The organism is Aeromonas tecta (genome assembly GCF_000820185.1).
Lineage (GTDB): Bacteria > Pseudomonadota > Gammaproteobacteria > Enterobacterales > Aeromonadaceae > Aeromonas > Aeromonas tecta.
Window position 1 is genome coordinate 1 of the sequence record NZ_CDCA01000014.1, and the last position, 22774, is coordinate 22774.

The 22774-nt window shown below is 60.9% G+C and carries 22 protein-coding genes and 3 pseudogenes; 17 read left to right on the top strand and 8 right to left on the bottom strand.

Features of this window, described 5'->3' with window-relative positions:
- The 3 genes from BN1137_RS03320 to BN1137_RS03330 form a co-directional block, all read right to left on the bottom strand.
- A partial coding sequence (locus tag BN1137_RS03320; protein WP_157433613.1) for a multicopper oxidase domain-containing protein occupies nucleotides 1-925 on the bottom strand: 925 nt, incomplete at its 3' end.
- 153 nt (nucleotides 926-1078) lie between these two features.
- A complete protein-coding gene (locus BN1137_RS03325; protein WP_050717242.1) occupies nucleotides 1079-1981 on the bottom strand; it encodes a hypothetical protein in 903 nt (300 codons plus the stop codon).
- Nucleotides 1982-2358: 377 nt separating this feature from the next.
- Nucleotides 2359-3297 carry a LysR family transcriptional regulator gene (locus BN1137_RS03330; RefSeq protein ID WP_050717243.1) on the bottom strand — a complete coding sequence of 313 codons (939 nt, stop codon included), beginning with the start codon at nucleotides 3295-3297 and terminating at the stop codon, nucleotides 2359-2361.
- Nucleotides 3298-3631: 334 nt separating this feature from the next.
- Between BN1137_RS03330 and xapA the strand changes: the two genes are divergently transcribed.
- From xapA to BN1137_RS03350, 4 genes and pseudogenes are all read left to right on the top strand, one after another.
- A complete protein-coding gene (gene xapA / locus BN1137_RS03335; RefSeq protein WP_050717244.1) occupies nucleotides 3632-4477 on the top strand; it encodes a xanthosine phosphorylase in 846 nt (281 codons plus the stop codon).
- A gap of 21 nt (nucleotides 4478-4498) precedes the next feature.
- Nucleotides 4499-5761, top strand: a complete 1263-nt coding sequence (locus BN1137_RS03340; protein WP_050717245.1) for a NupC/NupG family nucleoside CNT transporter — start codon at nucleotides 4499-4501, stop codon at nucleotides 5759-5761.
- 76 nt (nucleotides 5762-5837) lie between these two features.
- Nucleotides 5838-6540, top strand: a pseudogene (gene deoC, locus BN1137_RS03345) (deoxyribose-phosphate aldolase).
- A gap of 55 nt (nucleotides 6541-6595) precedes the next feature.
- Nucleotides 6596-7534: a DMT family transporter gene (locus BN1137_RS03350; protein WP_050717246.1), complete on the top strand. Its 939-nt coding sequence runs from the start codon at nucleotides 6596-6598 to the stop codon at nucleotides 7532-7534.
- A 412-nt stretch (nucleotides 7535-7946) separates the two neighbouring features.
- Here the strand turns inward: BN1137_RS03350 and BN1137_RS03355 are convergent, their stop codons facing one another.
- Nucleotides 7947-8150: a hypothetical protein gene (locus BN1137_RS03355; RefSeq protein WP_050717247.1), complete on the bottom strand. Its 204-nt coding sequence runs from the start codon at nucleotides 8148-8150 to the stop codon at nucleotides 7947-7949.
- Between the two features lie 241 nt (nucleotides 8151-8391).
- Between BN1137_RS03355 and BN1137_RS03360 the strand changes: the two genes are divergently transcribed.
- A complete protein-coding gene (locus BN1137_RS03360) occupies nucleotides 8392-9261 on the top strand; it encodes a PhzF family phenazine biosynthesis protein (protein WP_050717248.1) in 870 nt (289 codons plus the stop codon).
- Nucleotides 9262-9312: 51 nt separating this feature from the next.
- The gene (locus BN1137_RS03365; protein WP_050717249.1) at nucleotides 9313-10296 is read left to right on the top strand and encodes a Wadjet anti-phage system protein JetD domain-containing protein; all 984 of its coding nucleotides are present in this window, start codon (nucleotides 9313-9315) and stop codon (nucleotides 10294-10296) included.
- A gap of 55 nt (nucleotides 10297-10351) precedes the next feature.
- Here BN1137_RS03365 and BN1137_RS03370 read toward each other — a convergent pair whose 3' ends face one another.
- Nucleotides 10352-10987: a LysE family translocator gene (locus tag BN1137_RS03370; protein WP_050717261.1), complete on the bottom strand. Its 636-nt coding sequence runs from the start codon at nucleotides 10985-10987 to the stop codon at nucleotides 10352-10354.
- A 763-nt stretch (nucleotides 10988-11750) separates the two neighbouring features.
- On the opposite strand from BN1137_RS03370, the gene BN1137_RS03375 reads away from it, so the two are divergent.
- Complete coding sequence (locus BN1137_RS03375) at nucleotides 11751-12980, top strand: sensor domain-containing diguanylate cyclase (protein ID WP_083443349.1); 1230 nt, start codon at nucleotides 11751-11753, stop codon at nucleotides 12978-12980.
- An 86-nt stretch (nucleotides 12981-13066) separates the two neighbouring features.
- Here the strand turns inward: BN1137_RS03375 and BN1137_RS03380 are convergent, their stop codons facing one another.
- Nucleotides 13067-13645 carry a PhnA domain-containing protein gene (locus BN1137_RS03380; RefSeq protein WP_050717251.1) on the bottom strand — a complete coding sequence of 193 codons (579 nt, stop codon included), beginning with the start codon at nucleotides 13643-13645 and terminating at the stop codon, nucleotides 13067-13069.
- Between the two features lie 209 nt (nucleotides 13646-13854).
- Between BN1137_RS03380 and BN1137_RS03385 the strand changes: the two are divergent.
- From BN1137_RS03385 to BN1137_RS03420, 8 genes and pseudogenes are all read left to right on the top strand, one after another.
- Nucleotides 13855-15083: pseudogene (locus BN1137_RS03385) on the top strand (methyltransferase).
- 300 nt (nucleotides 15084-15383) lie between these two features.
- On the top strand, nucleotides 15384-16829 hold the full coding sequence (locus BN1137_RS03390; RefSeq protein ID WP_083443350.1) for a chitinase: 1446 nt from the start codon (nucleotides 15384-15386) through the stop codon (nucleotides 16827-16829).
- 341 nt (nucleotides 16830-17170) lie between these two features.
- A complete protein-coding gene (locus tag BN1137_RS22795; protein ID WP_157433614.1) occupies nucleotides 17171-17329 on the top strand; it encodes a hypothetical protein in 159 nt (52 codons plus the stop codon).
- A gap of 93 nt (nucleotides 17330-17422) precedes the next feature.
- On the top strand, nucleotides 17423-17794 hold the full coding sequence (locus BN1137_RS03400) for a VOC family protein (RefSeq protein ID WP_050717253.1): 372 nt from the start codon (nucleotides 17423-17425) through the stop codon (nucleotides 17792-17794).
- 69 nt (nucleotides 17795-17863) lie between these two features.
- A complete protein-coding gene (locus BN1137_RS03405; protein ID WP_050717254.1) occupies nucleotides 17864-18313 on the top strand; it encodes a GNAT family N-acetyltransferase in 450 nt (149 codons plus the stop codon).
- A gap of 73 nt (nucleotides 18314-18386) precedes the next feature.
- Nucleotides 18387-18785 (top strand): GFA family protein, encoded by a 399-nt coding sequence (locus BN1137_RS03410; protein WP_050717255.1) that lies wholly within the window; start codon nucleotides 18387-18389, stop codon nucleotides 18783-18785.
- 52 nt (nucleotides 18786-18837) lie between these two features.
- Nucleotides 18838-19047, top strand: coding sequence for a DUF4287 domain-containing protein (locus BN1137_RS03415; protein ID WP_050717256.1), 210 nt, complete (start codon nucleotides 18838-18840; stop codon nucleotides 19045-19047).
- Between the two features lie 167 nt (nucleotides 19048-19214).
- Nucleotides 19215-19625: an SRPBCC domain-containing protein gene (locus BN1137_RS03420; protein WP_050717257.1), complete on the top strand. Its 411-nt coding sequence runs from the start codon at nucleotides 19215-19217 to the stop codon at nucleotides 19623-19625.
- Nucleotides 19626-19667: 42 nt separating this feature from the next.
- On the opposite strand, the gene smrB is transcribed toward BN1137_RS03420, so the two are convergent.
- Entirely contained in the window at nucleotides 19668-20192 is a 525-nt protein-coding gene (gene smrB, locus BN1137_RS03425; RefSeq protein ID WP_050717258.1) for an endonuclease SmrB, read from the bottom strand.
- Nucleotides 20193-20258: 66 nt separating this feature from the next.
- Between smrB and prmB the strand changes: the two genes are divergently transcribed.
- Both prmB and aroC read left to right on the top strand, forming a co-directional pair.
- A complete protein-coding gene (gene prmB, locus BN1137_RS03430) occupies nucleotides 20259-21194 on the top strand; it encodes a 50S ribosomal protein L3 N(5)-glutamine methyltransferase (protein WP_050717259.1) in 936 nt (311 codons plus the stop codon).
- Nucleotides 21195-21209: 15 nt separating this feature from the next.
- Nucleotides 21210-22298 (top strand): chorismate synthase, encoded by a 1089-nt coding sequence (gene aroC, locus BN1137_RS03435; RefSeq protein WP_050717260.1) that lies wholly within the window; start codon nucleotides 21210-21212, stop codon nucleotides 22296-22298.
- A 123-nt stretch (nucleotides 22299-22421) separates the two neighbouring features.
- On the opposite strand, the pseudogene BN1137_RS22685 reads toward aroC, so the two are convergent.
- Nucleotides 22422-22774: pseudogene (locus BN1137_RS22685) on the bottom strand (ABC transporter substrate-binding protein); the annotation flags it as partial.

The following is a 22774-nucleotide window of genomic DNA, read 5'->3' on the forward strand; positions in this document are numbered from 1 at the left end:
GGGGGAGGGCCATGCCCATCTGGGCAACGGGCAGGGCGAGCAGCTCGATGACTTTGTCTTTGAGCTCTACCAAGACCTCGAAGCGCTCCCCCATCAGTACCTCCAGTTCGGTGAGTTTGACGGGTTCTGGCAGGAAGCCCCCATCGGAGGCAATCACATAGAACGGCTGGTTGCCGCCAAGGGCCAGGCGCATGGATCGGGCATTGCAGCCGTTGAGAACGCGAAGCCGCACCCAGCCGCGAGGCGCCACATGCTGCGGCGCCAGGGCGCCGTTGACCAGGGGCAGGTCCCCGAACCAGCCCACGGCGGCGCTCATCTCATCGAGCCGATAGTCTATCTGGCCCTTGGCATCGAGGCGCTTGTCCTGAATGACCACGGGAACGTCGTTGATGCCCCAGCGAGCAGGGAGCGGCCAGCGCGCACTCTCCTCGTCATCGATGAGGATGAGACCGGCGAGTCCCATGGCCACCTGGCGCCCGGTTTTGCCGTGGGCGTGAGGGTGATACCAGCAGGTGGCGGCGGGTTGGGTCAGGGTAAAACGGCTGGTGAGGGTCTCCCCTGGCGCGATCATGGCCTGGGGGCCGCCGTCGGCGTCGCCGGGTATTTCCAGCCCGTGCAGATGCACAGTGGTGGTCTCCGGCAGCTTGTTCAGGGTATGCAACTGGATGGCCTGGCCGGTGCGCAGCTTCAGGGTCGGGCCAAGCAGGGCGCCGTTATAGCCCCAGGTTATCGTCTCCTTGCCGCGCCAGACGGTGACACCGGGCTGCGCCGTCAGGGCGATATTGCCTGCTGCGTCCGGGGTGAGCAGAGGCGGAATGGGCAGGCTTTGCGGCTCGGCGGCAGACAGCAGGCGGGAATAGGAGAGCGGCAGTGCGCCGGCGAGTCCGAGCAGTGAGCCCCGGATCAAAAAGTCACGTCTGTTCATAGAAAGCTTCCCCATCAGGTTCTCGTTACTGTCACCTTGACTCTTCCCCCTGAGGGAAGGTCAACCCGCAGACGATTATCCGGCCGTCGATCCCTTTGCGGTGCCTATTCGCCAAAAGGGGCTCCTCTGCCGTGATGATTGGCAGGCGCGGCCCTATTGCGCTGCCTGGGTCGCGGGGAAGGGGTCCTGCCACTCGGGGTGATAGCGGCGCAGGATTGCCTGCTGATCTTCGCTGAGATAGGGGTTATCCAGCGTAATCACGATGCGAGAGGGCAGATCCAGCTGCTGCAACGCCAGCCGGGTCGAGGCATGGCTGCGCAGCAGCGCCTGGAAGCTGCCGTTGTGGTACATGATGTCAAGGCCGGCGGCCACTATCTCATTGGTGCGCCTGTTCTCGGGGGCGCCGTAGAAGAAGAGATCGCTTGGGTAGTGCAAGAGCAGCCGATTGTCGATGACGAGCCCGGGCCCGAAACGGTCGACCTCGGGCAGTACCTCGAAGATGGCGCGGGGCAGCACATCGAAGCGCCCGGCCTTGAGCATGGGAAACAGGTTGGGGTACTCGGAGCTGACCACCTGCAAGCCATTGGCGCGGTAGATATCGCTGTCCACCCAGGTGGTGCCGCCGCCGACGCGCAGGGAGGCCAGCGCCTCCTTGCTGGTGATGCCATCCAGTACGGCGCCCTGCTCCGCCCGCAGCAGCACTCGGTAACCGCCACCCCCGAGGTAGAGGGGAACGGGAATGAGATCGAGCTGATTGGCGAAGGCGGCGCCGATGGAGGTGGCCAGCATGTTGCAACGGGTGCCGAGGTGAACCTCGGTGGCGGCGCGCTTGTCGGAGGTGACTCCCGCCGGCAGCGAGCAAAATTGCACATCCGGCCTGTGGCCTGCGCTGCGAATGGCGCTCTCCAGCAGGGTTTGGCGGTATTGCAGCAGGGGATTGTCGGTCTGATTGCTGCCGATCAGGCGCACATGAATGACCTCGGCCAGCGCGGCTTGGGTCCATAACCCGGCAGCCAGCAGCAGGCCGCACACGACCAATCCGGATCCTTTGCGCATAACGACCTCCATCTCATGTCTCTTATGGCCTCATGGGACCAGAGGGCACAGACTTGGCTTTTTCCCGCTGGCGAGTCCCATTATGCGGCGCGGCTTATCCGCCACACAACCGCGGGCAAGTGCTTGTTATCACAGATTTGTTCACTGCCCGCACAGCCGCCCTGATGGCCGCCGAGGAGCCTTGCTGCTTACCTTGATACGTGGCTCACAGGGCCTTGATCTGCGCGAGTCTGGAGAGCAAGACTCGGCATTCTCTCGTTTTGAAGAAGGGACGTTGATCGCGAGGTGCTCAAGGGGGGAGTCGCGCTGCCATCCCATTCCATCTGGCTGGGAAGAAGCAGCACCGCTTACACCCCGGGCAAACGGCGCCGGTTAGCTCAGTCGCCGGCAGGCGGGTTCATCTGCTGGATCATGGTATCGATGAAGCCGCGGATCACCGGGGAGGCGGGTTGCGTGGCCGTCTGCGGGGCATAGAGCACGCAGACATCGGCCGGGATCTGCTGCTCGAGGCGCACGAAGCGCACATGGGGCCACTTCTGGTGGGCATAGCTGGCCGGGGCGAGGGCAATCTGCTGGCTGGTGGCCACCACCGCCATCAGGGTATTGGGCTCGACCACCTCCTGAGTGAGCTGGGGGTAGAAACCCTCCATCAGGCAGGCGTTGATGATGAGATCGGTGGAGGCAGAATTGGCTCGGCTCATCAGCACGAAGCGCTCGCCCGCCAGCTCGGTGAGGGAGACCCGCTTGCGATCTCGCAGCGGGTGCTCGTCCGATACCGCCAGCATCATGGATTCGCGATAGACACTCTCGGCCTGGAGGGGGTGGATGTTGAAGGTGTCGGCGAAGCGGGCGAGGCCGATGTCGATCTCCTTGTTGGCCAGCGCCTGTTTCTGCTTCTCAGGCGACAGCTCGGTGAAGGAGATCTCGTACTCGGGGTGCAGCCGGTGACACTCTCTTATCACCTCGCCGAAGCCCGCCCAGAAGATGGAGCTGACCAGGCCGATGCGGATCTGGTTGCGCTCCATGCGCCCCGCCTGCACCACCTTGTTGAGGCCGCTCTCCAGCACGTCGAACAGCAGGCTGCATTCGTCCATCAGCAGGCGCCCGCCGGGAGTGAGCTGTACCTGGCGGGTGTTGCGCTCGAACAGGGTCAGTCCCAGCACGGCTTCCAGCTCCCTGATCTGGGCGCTGAGCGGCGATTTGGAGATATTCAGCCGCTCGGCGGCCCGGCTGAAGTGACCGCAGCGAGCCACCTCATGGAAGTAGCGCAGCATCTTGAGGGTGACGCGATCGCGCCAGTTGCTGTCGAGGGACAAGGAAACCTCCTGTCTATGTCATATGGGGTGAGATCCCCGTCAAAGATTGCGCATCCAGTACTATCCGCAGCGACCCGGCTGAGGGGGCTGGGGACGATCCGGCTCACACTCTGCGCCTCCTTTGGGTTAACAACCTGCTCGCCACTCTGCCGTTCGGGCACAAAACGGCGTCAATCAGCGCCTTTTTCGCCTTTTCAGCCACTCAAACGGTTTGAGTAAGGTTTTATTGTGCCGAAAATCAGGATAGTAGGGCCGATTTTAACGATTTTTCTCGCCAAATACCTCCCCTAGAGTGAGCCCATCGTTTCTTCAATCACTCAATGAGGCGCACTCCATGCACAACCCACAGCAAGATAAGTCACAAGATCCCGTTCTCAACGCCGTCGCCACCATTCTCGCTCGCAAACCAGGGTTTGCCCCCCGCGCCGCCATGATCCTGGGCTCCGGCCTCGGGGTACTGGCCGATGCGCTGGAGGAAAAGGTCTGCATCCCCTACGAGGAGCTCGATGGCTTCCCGGTCAGCACAGTGGTGGGCCACAGCGGCGAGCTGGTGCTCGGCAAGTTGCACGGGGTGGACGTCATCTGCATGAAGGGGCGCGGCCACTACTACGAGCACGAGACCATGAAGGTGATGACCACCCCGGTGCGCACCTTCAAACGCCTGGGCTGCGAGCTGCTGCTGGTGACCAATGCCGCCGGCTCATTGCGCCCGGAGCGGATCGGGGTCGGCTCCCTGGTCATCTTCAACGATCACATCAACACCATGCCGGGTACCCCCATGACCGGCGCCAACGACGAGGCCTACGGCCCGCGCTTCTTCAGCCTGGCCAATGCCTATGACAAGGAACTGCGCAGCGAGGCGCTGGCGGTGGCCGAAGGCGAGGGGATCGCGGTCAATCAGGGGGTGTTCGTCTCCTACAGCGGCCCCTGCTTCGAGACCGCGGCCGAGATCCGCATGATGCAGATCATCGGCGGCGACGTGGTGGGCATGTCGGTGGTGCCCGAGGTGGTCAGTGCCGCCCACTGCGGCCTGCCGGTGCTGGCCATCTGCGCCATCACCAACATGGCGGAGGGACTCGGCGACGTGCAGCTCTCCCACGAGCAGACCCTCAAGTGCGCCAAGCTGGCGGAAGCGGACTTCATTCGCCTCATCAACGCCTTCATTCGCCACCACTTCTAATCGCCAAGACCAGGAGGTCATATGTTTGCAGCAGGATTTCTCGGCATGGCGGCGCTGGTGCTCATCGCCATTCTTGCCTCGACCAATCGCAGGGCCATTCGCCTGCGCACCGTGGGGCTGGCGCTGGCCTTGCAGGTGCTCATCGGTGCCCTGGTGCTCTATGTGCCGCTGGGTCGGCGGGCGCTGGAGGCCATGGCCCACGGCGTCGATGCGGTGCTGGCCAGTGGCAAGGCCGGTATCCATTTCCTGTTTGGCAACCTGGTCAACTTCTCGGTGGATGGCATCGGCTTCGTGTTCGCCCTCAACGTGTTGCCGCTGGTGGTGTTCTTCTCGGCGCTGATCGCCGTGCTCTATTACCTCGGCATCATGCAACTGGTGATCCGCTTCATCGGCGGTGCCATGGCGCGCCTGCTCGGCACCTCCCAGACCGAGTCCATGTCGGCGGTGGCCAACGTCTTCGTCGGCCAGAGCGAGGCGCCCCTGGTGGTCAAGCCCTATATGCCCAAGATGAGCGACTCCGAGTTCTTCGCCGTGATGTGTGGCGGCATGGCCTCGGTCTCCGGCACCGTACTGGCGGGCTACGCCATGATGGGGGTGGACATGCAGTACCTGCTGGCGGCCTCCTTCATGGCGGCCCCCGGCGGCATCCTGTTCGCCAAGCTGATCATCCCCGAGACCAGCCAGCCGGATTATGAGTTCGATCACAGCGTGCAGTTCGATGGCAAGAAGCCGGAGAACGTGCTGGCGGCGGCCGGCGAGGGTGCCAGCAGTGGCCTCAAACTGGCGGCGGCCATCGGCGCCATGCTGATCGCCATGATAGGGCTGGTTACGCTCGTCAATACTTTGCTCGGTGGGGTGGGAGACATGATGGGCATGTCGCTCTCTCTTGAGATCATCCTGGGTTGGATCTTCTCGCCGCTGGCCTTCCTGCTCGGGGTGCCGCTGGCCGACATCGGCATCGCCGGCGCCATGATCGGCAAGAAGCTGGTGGTGAACGAGTTCGTGGCCTACAGCGATCTCGCCCCCTACCTGAAAGACGCCAGCGCTGTGACCGCGGCCGGACTGCAGGTGCTGGAGGAGAAATCCAAGGTGATCATCAGCTTCGCTCTGTGTGGCTTCGCGAACCTCGCCTCCATGGGGATCCTGATCGGCGGCCTCGGTACCCTGTGCCCGTCACGCACCGATTTTATCGCCCGTCATGGCCTGCGCACCGTGCTGGCCGCCACCTGCTCCAACTTGATGAGCGCCGCCATCGCCGGCGTCTTCTTCTCCCTGGCGCTTTGACCCTTATTCCTCTGTTGCGGGGCGCTGCGGCGCCCCTGTTTATGACCCCCTATCCCAACCATGTCGGAGCTTTCTTATGCCCTCAGCCACCCCTTTGGATCTCAAGCAGGCCGCCATCCGGGCCATCAGCCTGATGGATCTCACCAGCCGACGACATCGATGCGCGCATCATCGCGCTCTGCCAGCAGGCGAAGACGCCTTATGGCAATACGGCCGCCGTTTGCGTCTATCCCCGCTTTGTGACCCTGGCACGGGCCACCCTGACCGCTCAGGGCACACCAACCATCAAGGTCGCGACCGTGGTAAATTTCCCCCGTGGGGAAGATGAACCCGAGGCCGTGCTGGCCGAGACCCGCGCCGCCCTCCATGATGGCGCCGACGAAATCGATCTGGTGATCCCCTGGCGCGCGCTGATGGCCGGGGACGAGGCCTCGGCGCGGGCATTGGTGCGCCGTTGCAAGGTGCTCTGTGGCGATCGCGTGCTCAAGGTGATCATCGAGTCCGGTGAGCTGAAGGAACCCGCGCTTATTCGCGCCGCCTCCCTACTCGCCATCGAGGAGGGAGTCGATTTTATCAAGACCTCCACCGGCAAGGTGGCAGTCAATGCTACCCCAGAGGCCAGTCGAGTCATGCTGGCGGCGAGCCAGTTTGGCGAGCACTGGGCGGATGCCGCGCATTTTCGCTTCGGTGCCTCCAGCCTGCTCAATCAGCTGTTGGCAACCCTGAACGGGTGTGGGTCACAGGCGCCTGCTGCCGCGGCCCCCCACGGGCGCTACTGATCCCCTTTGTCTTATCGGCGCCTCGTGGGGGGCGTCAGTCACACAGGTTTATGCCATGTCACATACCTCTTTTCCGCTCGCCAAGGCTCACGGCAAGGTGCTGCTGTTCACCCTGCTCATCAGTTTGTCGTTTCCCATCGGTAGCGCCCTGACCGCCGCACTGGATCCTCTGGTGGTCACCTGGGTGCGCTATCTGCTGGCGGCCCTTTGCTTCGTGGTGTTGCTTGGCTGCCAGCGCAAGCTGGTGTTACCCTCCTGGCGGGATCTGGGGCGCTACACCCTGATCTGCTTGCCGGCACTTTGCTACTTCGTCGCCATGTTCGTGGCATTGAAAGAGACCAGTGCGCTCGATGCCAGCGCCCTCTACACCACAGTGCCCCTGATCAGCGCCCTGGCCAGCATGTTGATCATGCGCCGCCCCATTGGCCTGCTGATGGGGATTGCCTTGCTGGGGGGCATGGTGGCGGCGGCGCTTATCATCTTTCGGGGGGATCTCGCCGAGGTGGCGAGCCTGAGCCTCACTCCGAGCAACCGCCTCTACCTGCTCGGCTGTGTGGCCATGGCCCTCAACCCCATCCTGGTCAAACGCTACTACCGGGGCGAGTCCTTCGTCCATCTCACCTGCTGGACCCTGATCTGCGCGAGCGTGCTGCTCACCCTGGTGACGGCGCCCCGGCTGCTGGCCATCGACTGGCTCAGCATCTCGCTGCCGCTTTGGCTAGGCATGGGCTATCTGACGCTGTTTGCCACGGCACTGAGCTTCTTTCTGTTCCAGCAGGGCAGCGTGGCACTGCAGCCAGAGCAGGTCTCGGCCTACACCTACCTCATTCCTGTGCTGGTGTTGCTCTGCGATCAGCTGCTGGGCGCATCGGTTCCCTGGCAGCAGGTGGGTTGGGGCGTGGCGGGGGTACTGCTGACCATGGGAATCATGGTATGTGCGCCGTCGGCCGGAAGCCATCGTCTGAGGAAGCTGGCGCGGCAGGCTGGAGATTAAGCCCAGAGGAGAGGAGGCACCGGCAGTCCCAGCCTGTTTGTCGTCCGAGGCAGCCGGTTATCCGCCAATATGGCAAATGAAATGACTGCTTTATAACTGTTTGGTGAATTTTTTGATTTCCGCAGGAGTGGTGACAGGTATTTATGCTGCTGTTCAGCTATCCGATGGCTCGATATGCAAGTGATCGGGGCCTCTCGGTACATAACAACGCACTGTGTCTTCCCACTCTTGTGGTTTCCAGGATCTCATTGCTCTGCGGCTGTTTTCTCTGCCGCCCAGTCATCCAACAAGCGCGCTGAACAGACGTTATCGGCGGAGGAGGTGAGACCTGAGCTGGCTCGTGCGATCCCGCTGACGATGGTGCGCTAGTCACCTCAGACGACCCGAAACTCGCCCTGGGACCTTGCGCCCCTCAGCTCTGGGGCATTCTCACCCCTTTGTCGAGATAGAGGCTGCTGTAGTGGGCCCTGTGGGTGACCAGCATCACCTGATGGCGACTGCCGTCGGAGAGAATGATGAAGTCCCCCGCCTGGGCGGGGCTTTGCAGGGAGATCTCGTGCTCGGGGGCCGTCAACTTGTCGGATTCTTCGCGAAAACTCAGGGTGTAAGAAAACATATGGCGCTCCACAACAGGCTCATATACAAACACAATCCTCTCAACTCTAGTTGCCAGCGCCGGGATCCGCGGCGCCCAAGCGGCACCTGTGCGCCACTTAATTTTACGGGTAAGCTGGCCCTCTGTTGGCTGCGTCCTGGCGGGGCTCATGAGATGCTTATCGGTGGCAACCCATGGCGTCGTCACCCCGGCAGGGCCGTGAGTCGAGTCGTTTTATGATGTGAAATTACAAGGAGTAGTCATGAAGGAATGGAAAACCGAGTTGGTACGTATCGCTGCCTTTGCTGATGGTCCGCAAGGGGGTAATCCGGCGGGCGTCTGGATTGGCGCCAGTCTGCCCGTGCCTGAGGAGATGCAGCGCATCGCCGCCGAGGTGGGTTTCTCGGAGACGGCCTTCGCCGCGCCGCTGGCAGAGGGTGGGCAGGCCGATGAGCCGCGTGAGTGGCGGGTACGTTACTTCTCGCCCGAGGCCGAGGTGCCTTTCTGTGGCCATGCCACCATCGCCCTCGGGGTCGCACTGGCCCGGCGTTTTGGCGCAGGGGAGCACGAGTTGCACTTGAGCAAGGCGCGGATCCAGGTCTCGGGCTGGCAGGATGAGGCGGGGGCCTGGCAGGCGGCGCTGCAGTCACCACCGACCCACAGCCGATCCGCCCCGGCGGAGACGGTCGCCGCCACCCTGGCACTGTTTGGCTATACTGCCGCGGATCTGGATCCCCGCATCCCCCCGGCGCTCATCCACGGCGGCGCCGATCATCTGGTGCTGGCGCTAAAAGATCGCGCCACCCTCTCGGCCATGCATTATGAATTGGCACAGGGGCGCACCCTGATGCGGGCACAGGGCTGGGCGACTGTCTTGCTGGTGTTTGCCGAAGGGGAGCAATGGTTCCATACCCGCAATCCCTTCGCCTTTGGCGGTGTCTATGAGGATCCCGCCACCGGAGCCGCCACCGCGGCCTTTGCGGGTTATTTGCGGGATCTTCACTGGCCCCACAATGGTGCCATCGACATAGTGCAGGGGGAGGACATGGGCATGCCGTCGCGTCTGCGCGCCGAGATCCCGGCCGAACCAGGCAGCGCGATCAGGGTGTCCGGCCGGGCGAGGCTGATGTGAGCGCGGGGCCTGCCCATGGTGCACTGAATCAAGATCCTGGGGGTGATGCCAATGGTATTTTTTGAGCGCCCCGATATACGCGCACTGAGTGAACGGCTGCTGACGCTGGTGGCGGGGCAGGGGATCTTGCTCAACAGCGCCGCGGGTCGAGAACTCGATGAGATGCTGAGGAATATCAACGGCGTGCAGCCGGTGGGGCGTAGTGCCAAGCGGCAACTGAACGAGCGGGGCCGCGAGTTTCTGCTCAAGAAGCTGAGTGAAGCCGCGGGTGGGCAACTCTGGTCAGGGGAGGTCGCCTTGACCGCATTGGGTTGCACCTTGCCAAGCAATGTCAACGGGGCCACCTTGAATGGCCTCTGGCAGCGTGACTGCAAGGGTTTGCTATCACAGCCTCAGTTGGCGCGAGTCGCTGAGCTGGGGATCCAGGTGTTCGGTGATGAGGTGATCCGGCTACGAACCAAGACCTCTCTCGTCTTGATCGACAAAAATGAAAGGCACCACGACATGACATCCGTCATCGATCTACTCGGGGAGCTCGCGTTGCCGGAGCGGGCCTTGGTCGGGCTGCAACGTATCGAGTGGCAAGGGCATCAGATAGTGACGGTGGAGAACAAGGGCGCCTTCGTGGATTACCCGCTGCAGCCGGGAGAGTTGCTGCTCTATGTACCGGGCCGTAACACTGCCTTGGCAAAGAAGGTCATGCCGCTGCTATCTGGCCCCATACCTTGGGCCCATTTTGGCGATCTGGATCAGCGTGGGCTGGACATTGCCGCGGAACTGGCTCATGCCATCGACTGTCCCCTGGCACTCTGGCAACCCATCAATCTGATGGACTATCTCCCTCACTATGCCCGTCCTCTAGGTCTCCCATTTGAAGGAGCGCAGGGCAAGATCCCCTGGCAAAGCGAATCCTGGGAAGGGCAATTTGGTTCTGTGCTGACAGAGACGCTCAATGGGCTAGCGGCGAGCAAGTGTTGGCTTGAGCAGGAAGTGTTGGTGACCGCCAGACATTGGCAGTCATGGTCACTGGGTTGAAGGCTCAAGACTCTGGAAATAAAAAACCGCCTGATGGCGGTTTTTTATTGTGCACTCAGGGGCGACCGCTTAGCAGGATGGCGCCGCCGAGGGTGATGAAGAGCCCACCTGTGATGCGGCCGAACAGGTGCTGGCCCCGTCCCGGCTTGAAGTAGCTGCCGGCGCGTCTGGCCAGGGCCACATAGCTCAGGTGCACCAGGCTGACGATGACGCAGATGGTCAGGTACATGGTGAAGAACTGAATGGGCAGCGGGCTTTGGTGATCGAGAAACTGGGGCAGCAGCGCGCAGAGGAAGATGATGGTCTTGGGGTTGCTGGCCGACACCAGGAACGCCTCTCGCAGCAGGGCGCTATTGCGCCGGGATTTGGTGCTCCCGCTAACCGGATGAGCCGCCTGGCTACCCGCGCGGGTCGCCCGCAGCGCCTTGTAACCGAGATAGATGAGGTAACCACCGCCTGCCAGCTTGAGGGCGATAAACAGCGGCGGCAAAGTTTGCAGCAGGGCGCCGACGCCCATGGCCACCAGAAAAATAAGGATCGCCTGGCAGAGCAGGTTCGCGCCTATGGTCAGCAGGGCCGCACGCCAGCCGAGCTGTAGCCCATTTTTGATCACCAGCAGCACATTGGGGCCCGGGGTCAGGGTCGCCAGCAGATAGGCCAGGAAGAACAACATCCATGTGTCCAGACTCATGATATTTCCCTTGTAAAAGCGCTCATAATGCTCCGTGCCAAGGGCCGCGTCCAGCGGCATGCGCCGCTTATTTGTGGCGATATTTCTGGCACTTAGCCGAGCTGTCATATCCTGAGAAAGGAGGTCCCGCCGGGTAACCTGTTTCATCAACCCATGAAAAAACCGCCCTCGGGCGGTTTTATACTCACAAGCCTTATTTCAGGGCTTTTTTCAGCTTCTTGATCTTGCCTTCGTGCTTGGCAATTTTCGCCTTGCTGTTCTCGATCTTCTTCTTGATGTCTTTCTTGGATGCCTTAGCCATATGGGTTCTTCCTTAAAAGGGGGCAGCGACTGCCCGGGGTGTGTCTTTCCATCGACTGCACACTGATGGCAAGGGGATCTCTTATCTTGCTGTGCGTATGGGCGGTTGCTGCAGCACCTGCCCATGGCCCCAGTCATAGGGGCGGTAAAGGCCAATTCGCCGGCTGACTGCTTGATTATGCGGCGCCAGCAGGCCCGCTCGGCTGTCACCGATGTCTCTACAACCTAGTGATATTTATCTGCAAAGCAAGCAAAAGACAAGGGTTGAGCTTCAAACGGTAACATTCATGGTGGCCGGATCACGATGGTGAGTGCGCCGCGCAGCAGGGTTTGGTAAGCATCTGTCGCCCATTGCTATCTTGAGGGGCTGCTTTGTGGCGATAAATTGATCTGGTTGTGATTAATGAATCAGTATCGAAGGTATACTGGCACGGTATTTGTTTAGCGTAACCAAGTTGTACTCATGTCCCTATCTACCGCATTACCCCCCCTGCAAGCCATGATCCGCGAGCTGAAAGAGGGTCGCTTCGCCGTCAGGCAGCCACACTCTGATGATACCGCCGGGCTTGACCCCCTCGTTCTGGAACTCAACGAACTGGCAGACAGCCTGGATCGGCGTTTTCGTGAGCTGCATCGGCTGCAAGAGATCGCCGCCGAGGTCAGCAAGGGGCTCTTCATCGAAGATACCCTCAACCTCATCTACGACACCTTCGCCGAATTTATCCCCTACGACCGCATCGGCTGCGCCCTGCTCTGTGACGATGGCATGCGGGTGCGATCCTTCTGGTCAAAGAGCCGCATCAAGCAGCCGCCGCGACTCAAAGAAGGCTATCGCGCCAAGCTGATCGGCAGCAGCCTGGCCCAGATATTGGAGACGGGGGAGCCCAGGATCATCAACGATCTCGAGGTTTATCTGGCCGAGCATCCTCGCTCGCTCTCCACGCGTCTGGTGCTGCGGGAGGGGGTGCGCTCCAGTCTGACTTGCCCGTTGCAGGTGGATGGCAAGGGCATCGGATTCCTGTTTTTCTCCAGCGCCAGCAAACACACCTACCAGAAGCTGCATCAGGAGGTGTTTGTCTACCTGGCGCGGCTCGTTTCCTCCATCATCGAGAAGGCCCAGCTCTATCGCCAGGTGCATGAACTCAATGCTCAGCTGGAAGCGGCGCTGGCTCAGCTCAAGGAGCGATCCTGCCGGGATGTATTGACCGGCGCCCTCAATCGCGGGGCCCTGATGGAGCGTTTCGATCAGCAGATGCAGCTGGCAAAGCGCAGCGGCGAGCCGCTGTGCCTCATCATGCTGGACTTGGATCACTTCAAGCAGATCAACGACAACCATGGTCACCCTGCCGGCGATCTGGTGTTGCAGCAGCTGGTGAAAGTGGCGGCGGCGGAGCTCAGGGAGAGCGATCGGCTGGGTCGTTATGGCGGGGAGGAGTTCATGTTGTTGCTGGGAGAGAGCGATCTGGCCGATGGCGTCAGGGTGGCCGAGCGGCTGAGGGCCAGGGTGGAAGCCATGACCATCTCGCTAGAAGGGCAAATTGTCCCGGTCACCATCAGCCTCGGGGTGAGCTGTACCCTGCAAGGGGAGGAGGGCGCTTATCCCTCTTGCGCCGAGTTGTTGGCGCAGGCGGATCGGGCGCTCTATCAGGCCAAACGCAGCGGTCGCAACCAGGTCTGCCGGTACGAGGGATAAGTCAGCTGGCATTGCTGGCTGCCATCAATAGAAAAAGCGCCCATTGGGCGCTTTTTCGTGGCATGCAGGGCTTGCCGCAGGCCGGATCAGGCCTTCTTCAGGTAGGCCGCGACCAGCACGATTTGCACGCCGTTGACCTTGCCCTCGATGTGCAGCGGGTTGTTGGTCAGGCGGATGCCCTTGACCAGGGTGCCACGCTTGGCGGTGAAGCCGCCGCCCTTGACCTCGAGATCCTTGATCAGGGTGACGGAATCGCCTTCTGCCAGCACGGCGCCGTTGGAATCGACTGTCGGCACGCTGTCGTCATCGTCGCTGGCAGCGCCTGCCTCGGCCCAGGCCTTGGTCTCTTCTTCCATGTACATCATGTCCAGCATGTCCTGGGCCCAGAGCTCGCCCCGGGCTGACAGGTTTTTAAGCTGGCGCCATGCCATCACCTGCACCGCAGGCACCTGGCTCCACATGCTGTCACCCAGGCAACGCCAGTGGTTGACGTCGGTGGTGTCCGGTTGCTCCAGCTGACCAAGGCAGACAGAGCACAGCGCCACGCTGTGATCGTCGTCACTGGCGGGGGAGTGTGGTACCAGGAAGGCAGTCAGGGCCTGCTCTGCTCCACAGAGTTCACACTTGGCGCCCGCGCGCTCTTGCAGGATGGCATTGATGGTCATGTTTCGATTCCGTTTATAGGGGGAAAACGGCCCGCCGGAGCGCGCCGTGCTAACAAGGGGGCGGAATATAGCACAAATCCATGCTCTTTGTCAGGCTACCCCCACAGGCCAAAGCGGCAGGTCTGACCCGTGTCGGCGTTGATGGTGGTTTGACGGTTTACCGCCGCCCGTTCGCCGCGAGGAGTGCTTTTTGATGAGGGATCGCTAGAATGGCCCTCTTTTTTGATTGCAGGACATCCCCGCCGTGCTGGCTCACCGTTTTCAACAACTGGACCGCTTGCTGATTGACGCAAGAGGCTGGTGGCAATATCAGCCTTATCACCATCTGACGCTGGCCTTTGCCGGGCAGGCGCCAGACTTGGCCGCCCAGCTCAATCGCCTGAGCCTTGAGGAGATAACCCGGCTGGATGGTGACATGGCCGCGCTGGCCGCCTTGCTGGCGCCCTGGATCCCGGGCGGGGCCGAGCTGCACGCCTTGAGCGAGCTGGCGCGATTCGAGCCAGAGCCCATCGATTGCGGCAAGGGGATGGCGCTGCACATGCCGGGGCGCAAGCAGGCCCAGATTGAGGCGTTCACCGGTTGCCTGCCACCCCACCAGGGCCCCTATCTGGAGTGGTGCGCCGGCAAGGGGCACCTGGGGCGGCTGGTGTCGGTGCATCGCAGTGCCGAGATCACCAGCCTGGAGCTACAGGGCCCGCTCTGTGAGGCGGGGCGCGAGCTCGCTCAGCGCGATGGTGCCCGCATGCAGTTTATCGAGGCCGACGCCTTCGCCGCCGAGTCGGCGGCGCTGATCGCCTCCGAACACCATGCCATGGCGCTGCATGCCTGCGGCGAGCTGCACACCCACCTGCTGGAGCGGGTGGTGGAGCGGGGCGCCCGCGGCGTCTCTATCTCGCCCTGCTGTTATCACCTGATCCGGGGCAGCGACTATCGTCCTCTCTCTTCGGCCGCCAAGGGCAGTGTCCTGAGATTGGCCAAGGCCGATTTGCGCCTGCCGCTGCAAGAGACGGTCACCAGCGGTGCCCGCATCGCCCGCCTCCGTGAGCAGGAGGTGGTGTGGCGGCTCGGCTTTGATTGCCTGCAACGCCAAGTGCGCGGGGTGGATGCCTATTTGCCGGTCCCCAATATGCAAAAGAGCCTGTTGGCCGACAGTTTCGAGGCCTTCTGCCATTGGGCGGCCGAGCGCAAGGGCATGAGTTTGCCTGCCGGGCTCGATTATGCCGCCTTCCTGGCCCGCGGGGAGGCGCGTTTCGGTGATGTCGCTCGCATGGAGCTGGTGCGTCATCTGTTTCGGCGTCCACTCGAGATCTGGCTGGCGCTGGATCGCGCACTCTTCCTGCAAGAGCAGGGCTACAGGGTCGAAGTGGGGGAGTTTTGTGACAAGCCCATGACGCCGCGCAACATCCTGATCCGGGCGACACGGATGTCGGTGCCATAAGCGACATGCTGTCACCTTGAAGCGTTTTCTAGATAGGTACTCTCAATTCAGGCGCCGTTATTTCACGGCCATCTAATGCTGAATGGCTGGCGGTGCCGAGACAAGGCGCCGCCATGCTTCTTTATATCCAGCCTATTGGTAGCGGCATTAAAAATACGGGATTTCATCTCGGGCAGAGCTCCTGTCTTTGCAGAGTGAAATGGCTCACAAATTCACCAAATTCTTAATTCTCGCCATGAATTTAGTAATTAAAGCGCCTATGCTCGGCCTGCACTTTATGCCAAGACAAGGATGCTTACCATGTTCCAACCCAAGCGCTCTACCTGGCTGGTCGCGGCGCTCTGCGCCTCGCCAGCCTATGCCGCCATGAATATTCAGCCCGACCCACAAAATAGTGGTGGCTATGTCATTGCTGCCGCCGATATCACGGCCGTTGAAAAGGCCAAGACGGCCAATCCCATGTACGGTATCTGGTCAAAGGCATTAGCCACGCGCCCCAATGCCATTGTGGATGCCATAGTGCCGCGCCTTGCCAGCAATCCGGATAACGTGAAACGGGTAGAGCGGGTATTTACCGAGTCGGATTGGGACTTTCTGACCCAGATGGCGGCGCCAGAATATACCTATGAGCGTTTCTTGCGTGCGGTGGGTAAATTCCCTGCGTTTTGTGGTGAATATACCGATGGCCGTGATTCAGATGCCATCTGCAAGAAGTCCATCGTGACGGCCTTTGCTCATTTCGCTCAGGAAACCGGTGGCCATATCGCTAAAAATAACAGCTCCGATAATCCGCTTGGGCTGGAAGAGTGGCAGCAGGCGCTGGTGCATGTGCGTGAGATGGGCTGGTCGGAAGGGCAGACCGGTTATACCACCGGCTGTGGCCAGAATGATTGGCAAAACAAGAAATGGCCTTGCGCCACCGGTCAGGGCTATTTTGGCCGCGGGGCGAAACAGCTTTCCTATCATTTCAACTACGGCGCCTTCTCCGAGGCCATGTTCGCGGGGGATGCTTCGGTATTGCTGAACGATCCCGGCCGGGTTGCCGACTCCTGGCTGAACCTGGCTTCGGCCATCTGGTTCTTCCTGACCCCGCAGGCCCCCAAGCCCGCCATGCTGCACGTGATTGACCGCACCTGGGTACCTTCCCAGCGTGAGACGGCCGCCGGTATCGGCTACGGCTTTGGCACCACCATCAACGTCATCAACGGTGGCATCGAGTGTGGCGAGCAGAATAAGGACAAGGGTCAGCCGGTCAACCGCATTCGTTATTGGGAAGGGCTGGCAGCTCATTACCAGATCCCCATCAAGGCGGATGAGAAAAATACCTGCTGGCAGCAGACACCCTATGGCAGCCTGAATTTGAATGGCACCACCGATGTGCTTTATACCAACTGGGATGGCAATTGGAAATATTACGCCGACCGACCCGGTGGTTATTCCTTTGAATGCGAGCTGGTAGGCTTCCAGACCGCTTATTCGGCGCTGGTGCCGGGGGATTATGAGAAATGCGTGACCAACACCTATGGCTCTCATGCCAGTTGGCCCAAGGTCAGAATTGTCGCCAAGCTGGATCCCGCCCCGGTCGATCCTTCCAATCCGCCGGTTGGGGATATTCCAGCCTGGGCTGCCAGCAAGGTGTATACGGCGGGTAACAAGGTGAGCCATAAAGGTATCATTTATCAGGCCAAGTGGTGGACGCAAGGGGACGATCCCACCAAGGGTGGCCCCTGGGCGCCCGCTGCCTGATAAATAATCTGGATGCCGGGTAGCCTAATAATCTAACCCGGCATAAAGCAGTGCTGCCAATAATCGGGGGGAGAGGGTTCGTCTCCCTCTATTGGTTGGGGTGAAGATAATATGGGGAGTTGATTTATCACCAAAGCTGTTTTATTGATGATGGCTATCTTATCCAGCTTGTAATCAATATGTTCTTCTCTTCCTTGCGTATCTGCCCCGTTTGCCAACAACGGCTATTTCCGTTCAAGGCGTTTCTTATCAGTCCCAGGCTTAAATTTCACTGCAAAGGGTGTGACTCCCGGCTGGAGATGTATGAGGTGCGCCGCCGTCCGCTTATTAATGGGTTGCTGATGAGCGGCTTCATTGTTGTTGTGTTACGAGAGTATGGCAATCTGTTGAGCCTGGCGTTTGGCATCAAGGGTGGCGCCATCATCTTGCTGATGACCTGTATCCAGCTGAAAACCAGTGCCCTGAGAGTGCCGCAGGAGGCACCCAAGCAGGCGCCGTAAAAGCGGGGTCTGTGGGCGACATCACCAGTTATCTCCCCATGGGTCAGCCCCCTTGGCGGTGTGCCTGGCAGCAATACACAAAAGGATTTTTTCATGAATATCGCCATCCATTTTGAAATTCCGGTGCGAGATCTCGAGCGGGCCATCCGCTTCTACCAGCAGGTGTTCGAGCTGACCCTGGAGCGAGTCGCTATCGATGGCAACGAGATGGCGCTGTTCCCCCTCGATGAACAGGCTCCCGGCTGCTCGGGGGCCCTGGCCATGGGGGAGAGCTATGTGCCAAGCCTCGATGGCACGCGCATCTATCTGCGGGGGGGGGATATTGAGTTGGCGATGCGCCGGGCCCTCACTGCGGGGGCGAGGGAGCTCTACCCTATTACCAGGGTAAGCGAGCAGATCCGGGTGGCCGAGTTTCAGGACCCCGAGGGCAATCGCATCGCCTTGCAGGAGATGGCGAAACGCTGACCCAGCTAACGTCATTCAGAGAAGGCCGAGAGGCCAGAGAGGCCAGAGAGGCCAGAGAGAGTAGATTTGATGACAATACGTATTGCAACCCCGGAGGATGTTCCCGGGATGTTCGAAGTGCGCACTCAGGTACGCGAAAATCACATGTCCCTCGCCGAGCTGGCCGAGCTTGGGATCACCCCGGACAGCCTGCCCGCTATGCTCAGTGGCAGCGGGCGCGGTTGGGTCGCCTGTGACGAGGGCAGGGTGGTGGCCTTTGCCATGGCGGATGTCAGCGACGCGAGCGTGTTTGCCCTGTTTGTTCGCCAGAGTCACGAGGGCAAGGGGCTGGGTCGCCAGCTGATGCAGACGGCCGAGAGCTGGCTGGGGGCGCAAGGTTGCCGCGAGATCTGGCTGCTGACCGACGCCGACACCCGTGTCAGGGCGAATGGTTTTTATCGTCATCTTGGCTGGTTGGATGACGGTATTCAGGACGATGGACAGGTCCGCTTCACGAAGTCCTTGTCAGAGAGCACCTGACAAGCGGTTGGATTTATCCATCGAGCGAAAGCATGGCCGAAGAGACTTCGGTATCTTTTCCAAGGAGACAGTTATGGAAGGTCATTGTCTGTGTGGCGGCGTGGTCGTGTCGACCGGCGATCATAAAGAGGTCAACCTGTGCCACTGCGCCATGTGCCGGCGCTGGTCCGGCGGGCCCATGTTTGCGGTGCACGGCGGCACCGCGGTTCGCTTTACCGGGATCGCCCCGGCAGCCTATCGCTCGTCCGAGTGGGCGGAGCGCGGCTTCTGCCCGACCTGCGGCACTCACCTCTTCTATCATCTGTTGCCAACGGATGAGTACATTCTGTCCGCCGGCCTGTTTCAGGAGCAGGCGTTCGAGCTCGTCAGCCAGATCTTTATCGATGAGAAGCCCGATTTTTATGCGCTCAAAAACGACACCCCGACCCTGACTGGTCAGCAGGTGTTCGAGCAGTTCGCCCCCAAGCCCTGAGCCACTTATGCCCGTATCACAACTGCGGGCGCAGCGACCCAAGGAGACCGTCATGGATGAACAACCCAAGGTGAAGGGGCCCGCCTCTTATTTTCCCTCCATTGAGAAGAAATACGGTGAACCCATTGCTCACTGGCTGACGCTGTTGGCGAGTCGGGAAGAGCAGAAACACATGGCGCTGGTGGCCTGGCTGAAAGAAGAGCACGGCATGGGCCACGGCCATGCCAACGCCCTGGTGGCCCACTTTCTGGCGCAAGGCTGAGGCCAGTATCGAGCTCGGCCTCTCTGAGACGGGTGCGGTATAGGTGACGGATGGCGGGGTGACGTTACGTGCTGGCATTGGCGCCAACAGGGCGAGGCACCTTGCTCGATTGCCAGCTACCGCCGCTCCAGCCCGCTTTCATCGATCATAAAAAGAGGAAAAACAGCATGAAGATCAGTGTCAGTGTACTGGTATCGCGGCCGATCGCCGCCGTCTGGCAGGGCTGGAACGATCCCGCCAGCATCATGCAATGGAACGCCGCCTCCGAGGATTGGCACACCGACAACAGCCGGGTCGACCTGAGGGTCGGGGGGCGTTTCTGCCACCATATGGCGGCGAGGGACGGCAGTGTGGGATTTGATTTTGAGGGCACGTTCACCGCGGTGGAGGCGCCAACGCTGCTGCGCTACGTGATGGATGATGGCCGCAGCGTGACGGTGCACTTCAAGGAGGAGGCGGGGGAAACCTTTATCAGCGAGGAGTTCGACGCCGAATCGGAGCACAGTGGCGAGCAACAACGCGCCGGTTGGCAGAGTATCCTCAACAACTTCAAGCTACATATGGAAAGCGCGCCTTAGGCGCGCTCTTCTCACATTGACGCCTAGCGTGCTGGCGTCGACCTACTCTTCGATATCCAGCAATATCAAGATGGCGCTGTCGCCCCCCCACTCGCGGGGAGCCTGGTGGAAGGCGCGCACATTGGGGTGCTGGGCCAGCCAGCTCGGGATCCGCTGCTTGAGGATGTGTTTGCCGATGCCGTGCATCACCGAGGCGACGTGAATGTTCTCTTTTTGGCACAGGGTCAGCAAGGCGGCCAATTCCTGTTTGGCCTGGTTCTGGGTCATGCCGTGCAAGTCCAGATAGATCTCCGGCGGATAGATGCCGCGCTTGAGCTTTTTCAGCTCGAATTTTGACACGTCTTCGCGCACGAAACGGGTCGGGCCATCCTCATCCAGATGGGGCTGATACTCATCGCTGAAAAAGTGGTCGACCCCAAGCTTTTCGCGGCTCTCACGCAGTTCGCGTTTCTGCTTGACCGGGCGCAACTCGGCCCTTATGGTATCTTGCTTTATTTTCCGAGTACCTTTGGCCGCATCGCGAAACAGCAGGCTTTCCTCGTCTGTGGGTGAGGGCGTTTTTTTCATCAGGTACTCGTCTTGCTCGCTATATAAGAATGCTCGGGCCGGATATTACTCGACTTGGAGGTGGATTTGGACAAGATATTTATCGATGAGGTGGTTGCCGAGATGCACACCATCCAGGACATGTTGCGCTGGGCCATGAGTCGTTTCAACGACGCCGGGATCTTCTACGGACATGGTACCGACAACGCCTGGGATGAGGCCGTGCAGCTGGTACTGCCCGCGTTACATCTGCCGCCAGACGTGGATCAGGGCATGCGCCACTCCCGTCTGACCACTAGCGAGCGTCATCGCATCGCCGAGCTCATCATCCGCCGGGTGCAAGAGCGGGTGCCTGCCGCCTACCTGACCAACAAGGCCTGGTATGCCGGTTGGGAGTTCTACGTGGATGAGCGAGTGCTGATCCCGCGCTCCCCCATCGCCGAGATGGTGGCCAACCGCTTCGCCCCCTTCCTCAAACACGAGCCGACCCGGATCATGGACTTGTGCACCGGCTCGGGTTGCATCGCCATCATCATGGCCCACGAATTCCCCCACGCGGAAGTGGACGCCATCGACATCAGCGTGGATGCGCTGAACGTGGCCGAGCGCAACATCAGCGATCATGGCCTGGAGCAGCAGGTGATCCCCATTCGCTCCGATCTGATGCGCGATCTGCCGGCCGGTGACAAGTACGATCTCATCGTCTCCAACCCGCCTTACGTGGATTCCGAAGACATGTCGGATCTGCCGGACGAGTTCCGTCACGAGCCCGAGCTCGCGCTGGCCTCCGGCTCCGATGGCCTCAAGCTCACCAAGCGCCTGCTGGCCAACGCCGCCGATTTCCTCAAAGACGAGGGGGTGCTGGTGGTCGAGGTGGGCAACAGCATGATCCACCTGGAAGCCCAGTTCCCCGAAGTGCCTTTCACTTGGGTCGAGTTCGAGAACGGCGGTCACGGCGTGTTCGTGATGACCAAGGCAGAGCTCGAGCAATACCAGCCCCATTTCGCGATTTACAAGAGCTAAGAGCAAGGAGCACCCATGGCAGGGAACAGTTTTGGCCAACTCTTTCGGGTCACTACCTTCGGCGAGAGCCACGGTCTGGCGCTTGGCGCCGTGGTCGACGGTTGCCCACCGGGGCTGGAGATAAGCGAGGCGGATCTGCAAATCGATCTGGACAGGCGCAAGCCCGGTACCTCCCGCTACACCACCCAGCGCCGTGAAGACGACGAGGTGAAGATCCTGGCCGGGGTGTTCGAGGGCCGCACCACCGGCACCTCCATCGGCCTGATGATCGAAAACCAGGATCAGCGCTCCAAGGATTACTCCGACATCAAGGACCTGTTCCGCCCGGGCCACGCCGATTACACCTACCACCAGAAATACGGTCAGCGTGACTACCGTGGCGGCGGTCGCTCCTCGGCGCGGGAAACCGCCATGCGAGTAGCAGCAGGGGCCATTGCCAAGAAGTATCTGAAACAGATGCACGGCATCGAGATTATCGGCTTCCTCTCCCAGCTTGGCCCCATCAAGGCCGAGGCGTTCGATGGGGCGCAGATTGAGCAAAACCCCTTCTTCTTCCCGGATGCGGGCAAGCTGGAGGCGCTCGATCAGTACATGCGCGATCTGAAAAAAGAGGGCAACAGCATAGGTGCCAAGGTGCAGGTCATCGCCCGCAATGTGCCGGTGGGCCTCGGTGAGCCGGTGTTCGACCGGCTCGACGCCGATATCGCTCACGCCATGATGGGCATCAATGCGGTGAAGGGCGTGGAGATCGGTGACGGTTTCGCGGTGGTGGAGCAAAAAGGCTCGGAACATCGCGACGAGATGACCCCGAGCGGTTTTGCCAGCAACCACGCCGGTGGCATCCTGGGGGGCATCTCCTCGGGGCAGGATATCGTGGTGAGCATGGCGCTTAAACCCACGTCCAGCATCACTGTGCCGGGCAAGACCATCAATACCAGCGGTGAGGCCACCGAGATGATCACCAAGGGTCGCCACGATCCTTGCGTCGGCATCCGTGCCGTACCCATCGCCGAGGCCATGCTGGCCCTGGTGTTGATGGATCACCTGCTGCGCCATCGCGCCCAAAATATGGGTGTGTTGACCCAGACCCCTCAGCTGCGTTGATCCGCGGATCAACCGGTCGATGATCAGGACGCCGGGCAACCGGCGGATCAGGTCAGACATACCAGCGTAAAAAAGGCGGCCCAAGGGCCGCCTTTTTTATTTAGGGCATTCATCGTCTGCTGTTTAACTGCCCCGTGTTTGCGAGAAGCGGGTATTGTCGAAACGGCAGCTGGGCGGGGCAAAGGCCGACGCGGGGGCGGGCAGGGCAGCGATGGCGGCGTCGATGCGGGCGAGCTGTGCATCGCTCACCGCCTCTTTTGCGAACATCAGGCTGACCGGCAGTTGGTGCAGCAGCAGCTGACACGCAATGAACTCCTCCGCCCCCAGCTGCGCCAGCCGGTACTGGGCATGTTGCCACTCCATGATGACGCCATCGAGACGCCGTGCCAGCAACAGTTCGATCAGCTTGTCGTCCGAGTTGTATTCGCGCGCCTCCTTGAGGGAGGGGCAGGCCTCGGTGAGCGGGGTGGGGCGGG

Bases quoted from the DNA above. Each gene is read 5' to 3' on its own strand.
- xapA (WP_050717244.1), top strand. From the start codon at position 3,632: ATGCACAACCCACAGCAAGATAAGTCACAAGATCCCGTTCTCAACGCC.
- BN1137_RS03405 (WP_050717254.1), top strand. From the start codon at position 17,864: ATGACAATACGTATTGCAACCCCGGAGGATGTTCCCGGGATGTTCGAA.
- BN1137_RS03420 (WP_050717257.1), top strand. From the start codon at position 19,215: ATGAAGATCAGTGTCAGTGTACTGGTATCGCGGCCGATCGCCGCCGTC.
- BN1137_RS03325 (WP_050717242.1), bottom strand. From the start codon at position 1,981: ATGCGCAAAGGATCCGGATTGGTCGTGTGCGGCCTGCTGCTGGCTGCC.
- BN1137_RS03350 (WP_050717246.1), top strand. From the start codon at position 6,596: ATGTCACATACCTCTTTTCCGCTCGCCAAGGCTCACGGCAAGGTGCTG.
- smrB (WP_050717258.1), bottom strand. From the start codon at position 20,192: ATGAAAAAAACGCCCTCACCCACAGACGAGGAAAGCCTGCTGTTTCGC.
- BN1137_RS03355 (WP_050717247.1), bottom strand. From the start codon at position 8,150: ATGTTTTCTTACACCCTGAGTTTTCGCGAAGAATCCGACAAGTTGACG.
- BN1137_RS03340 (WP_050717245.1), top strand. From the start codon at position 4,499: ATGTTTGCAGCAGGATTTCTCGGCATGGCGGCGCTGGTGCTCATCGCC.
- BN1137_RS03370 (WP_050717261.1), bottom strand. From the start codon at position 10,987: ATGAGTCTGGACACATGGATGTTGTTCTTCCTGGCCTATCTGCTGGCG.
- BN1137_RS03380 (WP_050717251.1), bottom strand. From the start codon at position 13,645: ATGACCATCAATGCCATCCTGCAAGAGCGCGCGGGCGCCAAGTGTGAA.
- BN1137_RS03360 (WP_050717248.1), top strand. From the start codon at position 8,392: ATGAAGGAATGGAAAACCGAGTTGGTACGTATCGCTGCCTTTGCTGAT.
- BN1137_RS03415 (WP_050717256.1), top strand. From the start codon at position 18,838: ATGGATGAACAACCCAAGGTGAAGGGGCCCGCCTCTTATTTTCCCTCC.
- BN1137_RS03400 (WP_050717253.1), top strand. From the start codon at position 17,423: ATGAATATCGCCATCCATTTTGAAATTCCGGTGCGAGATCTCGAGCGG.
- BN1137_RS03390 (WP_083443350.1), top strand. From the start codon at position 15,384: ATGTTCCAACCCAAGCGCTCTACCTGGCTGGTCGCGGCGCTCTGCGCC.
- BN1137_RS03375 (WP_083443349.1), top strand. From the start codon at position 11,751: ATGTCCCTATCTACCGCATTACCCCCCCTGCAAGCCATGATCCGCGAG.
- aroC (WP_050717260.1), top strand. From the start codon at position 21,210: ATGGCAGGGAACAGTTTTGGCCAACTCTTTCGGGTCACTACCTTCGGC.
- BN1137_RS03365 (WP_050717249.1), top strand. From the start codon at position 9,313: ATGGTATTTTTTGAGCGCCCCGATATACGCGCACTGAGTGAACGGCTG.
- BN1137_RS22795 (WP_157433614.1), top strand. From the start codon at position 17,171: ATGAGCGGCTTCATTGTTGTTGTGTTACGAGAGTATGGCAATCTGTTG.
- BN1137_RS03410 (WP_050717255.1), top strand. From the start codon at position 18,387: ATGGAAGGTCATTGTCTGTGTGGCGGCGTGGTCGTGTCGACCGGCGAT.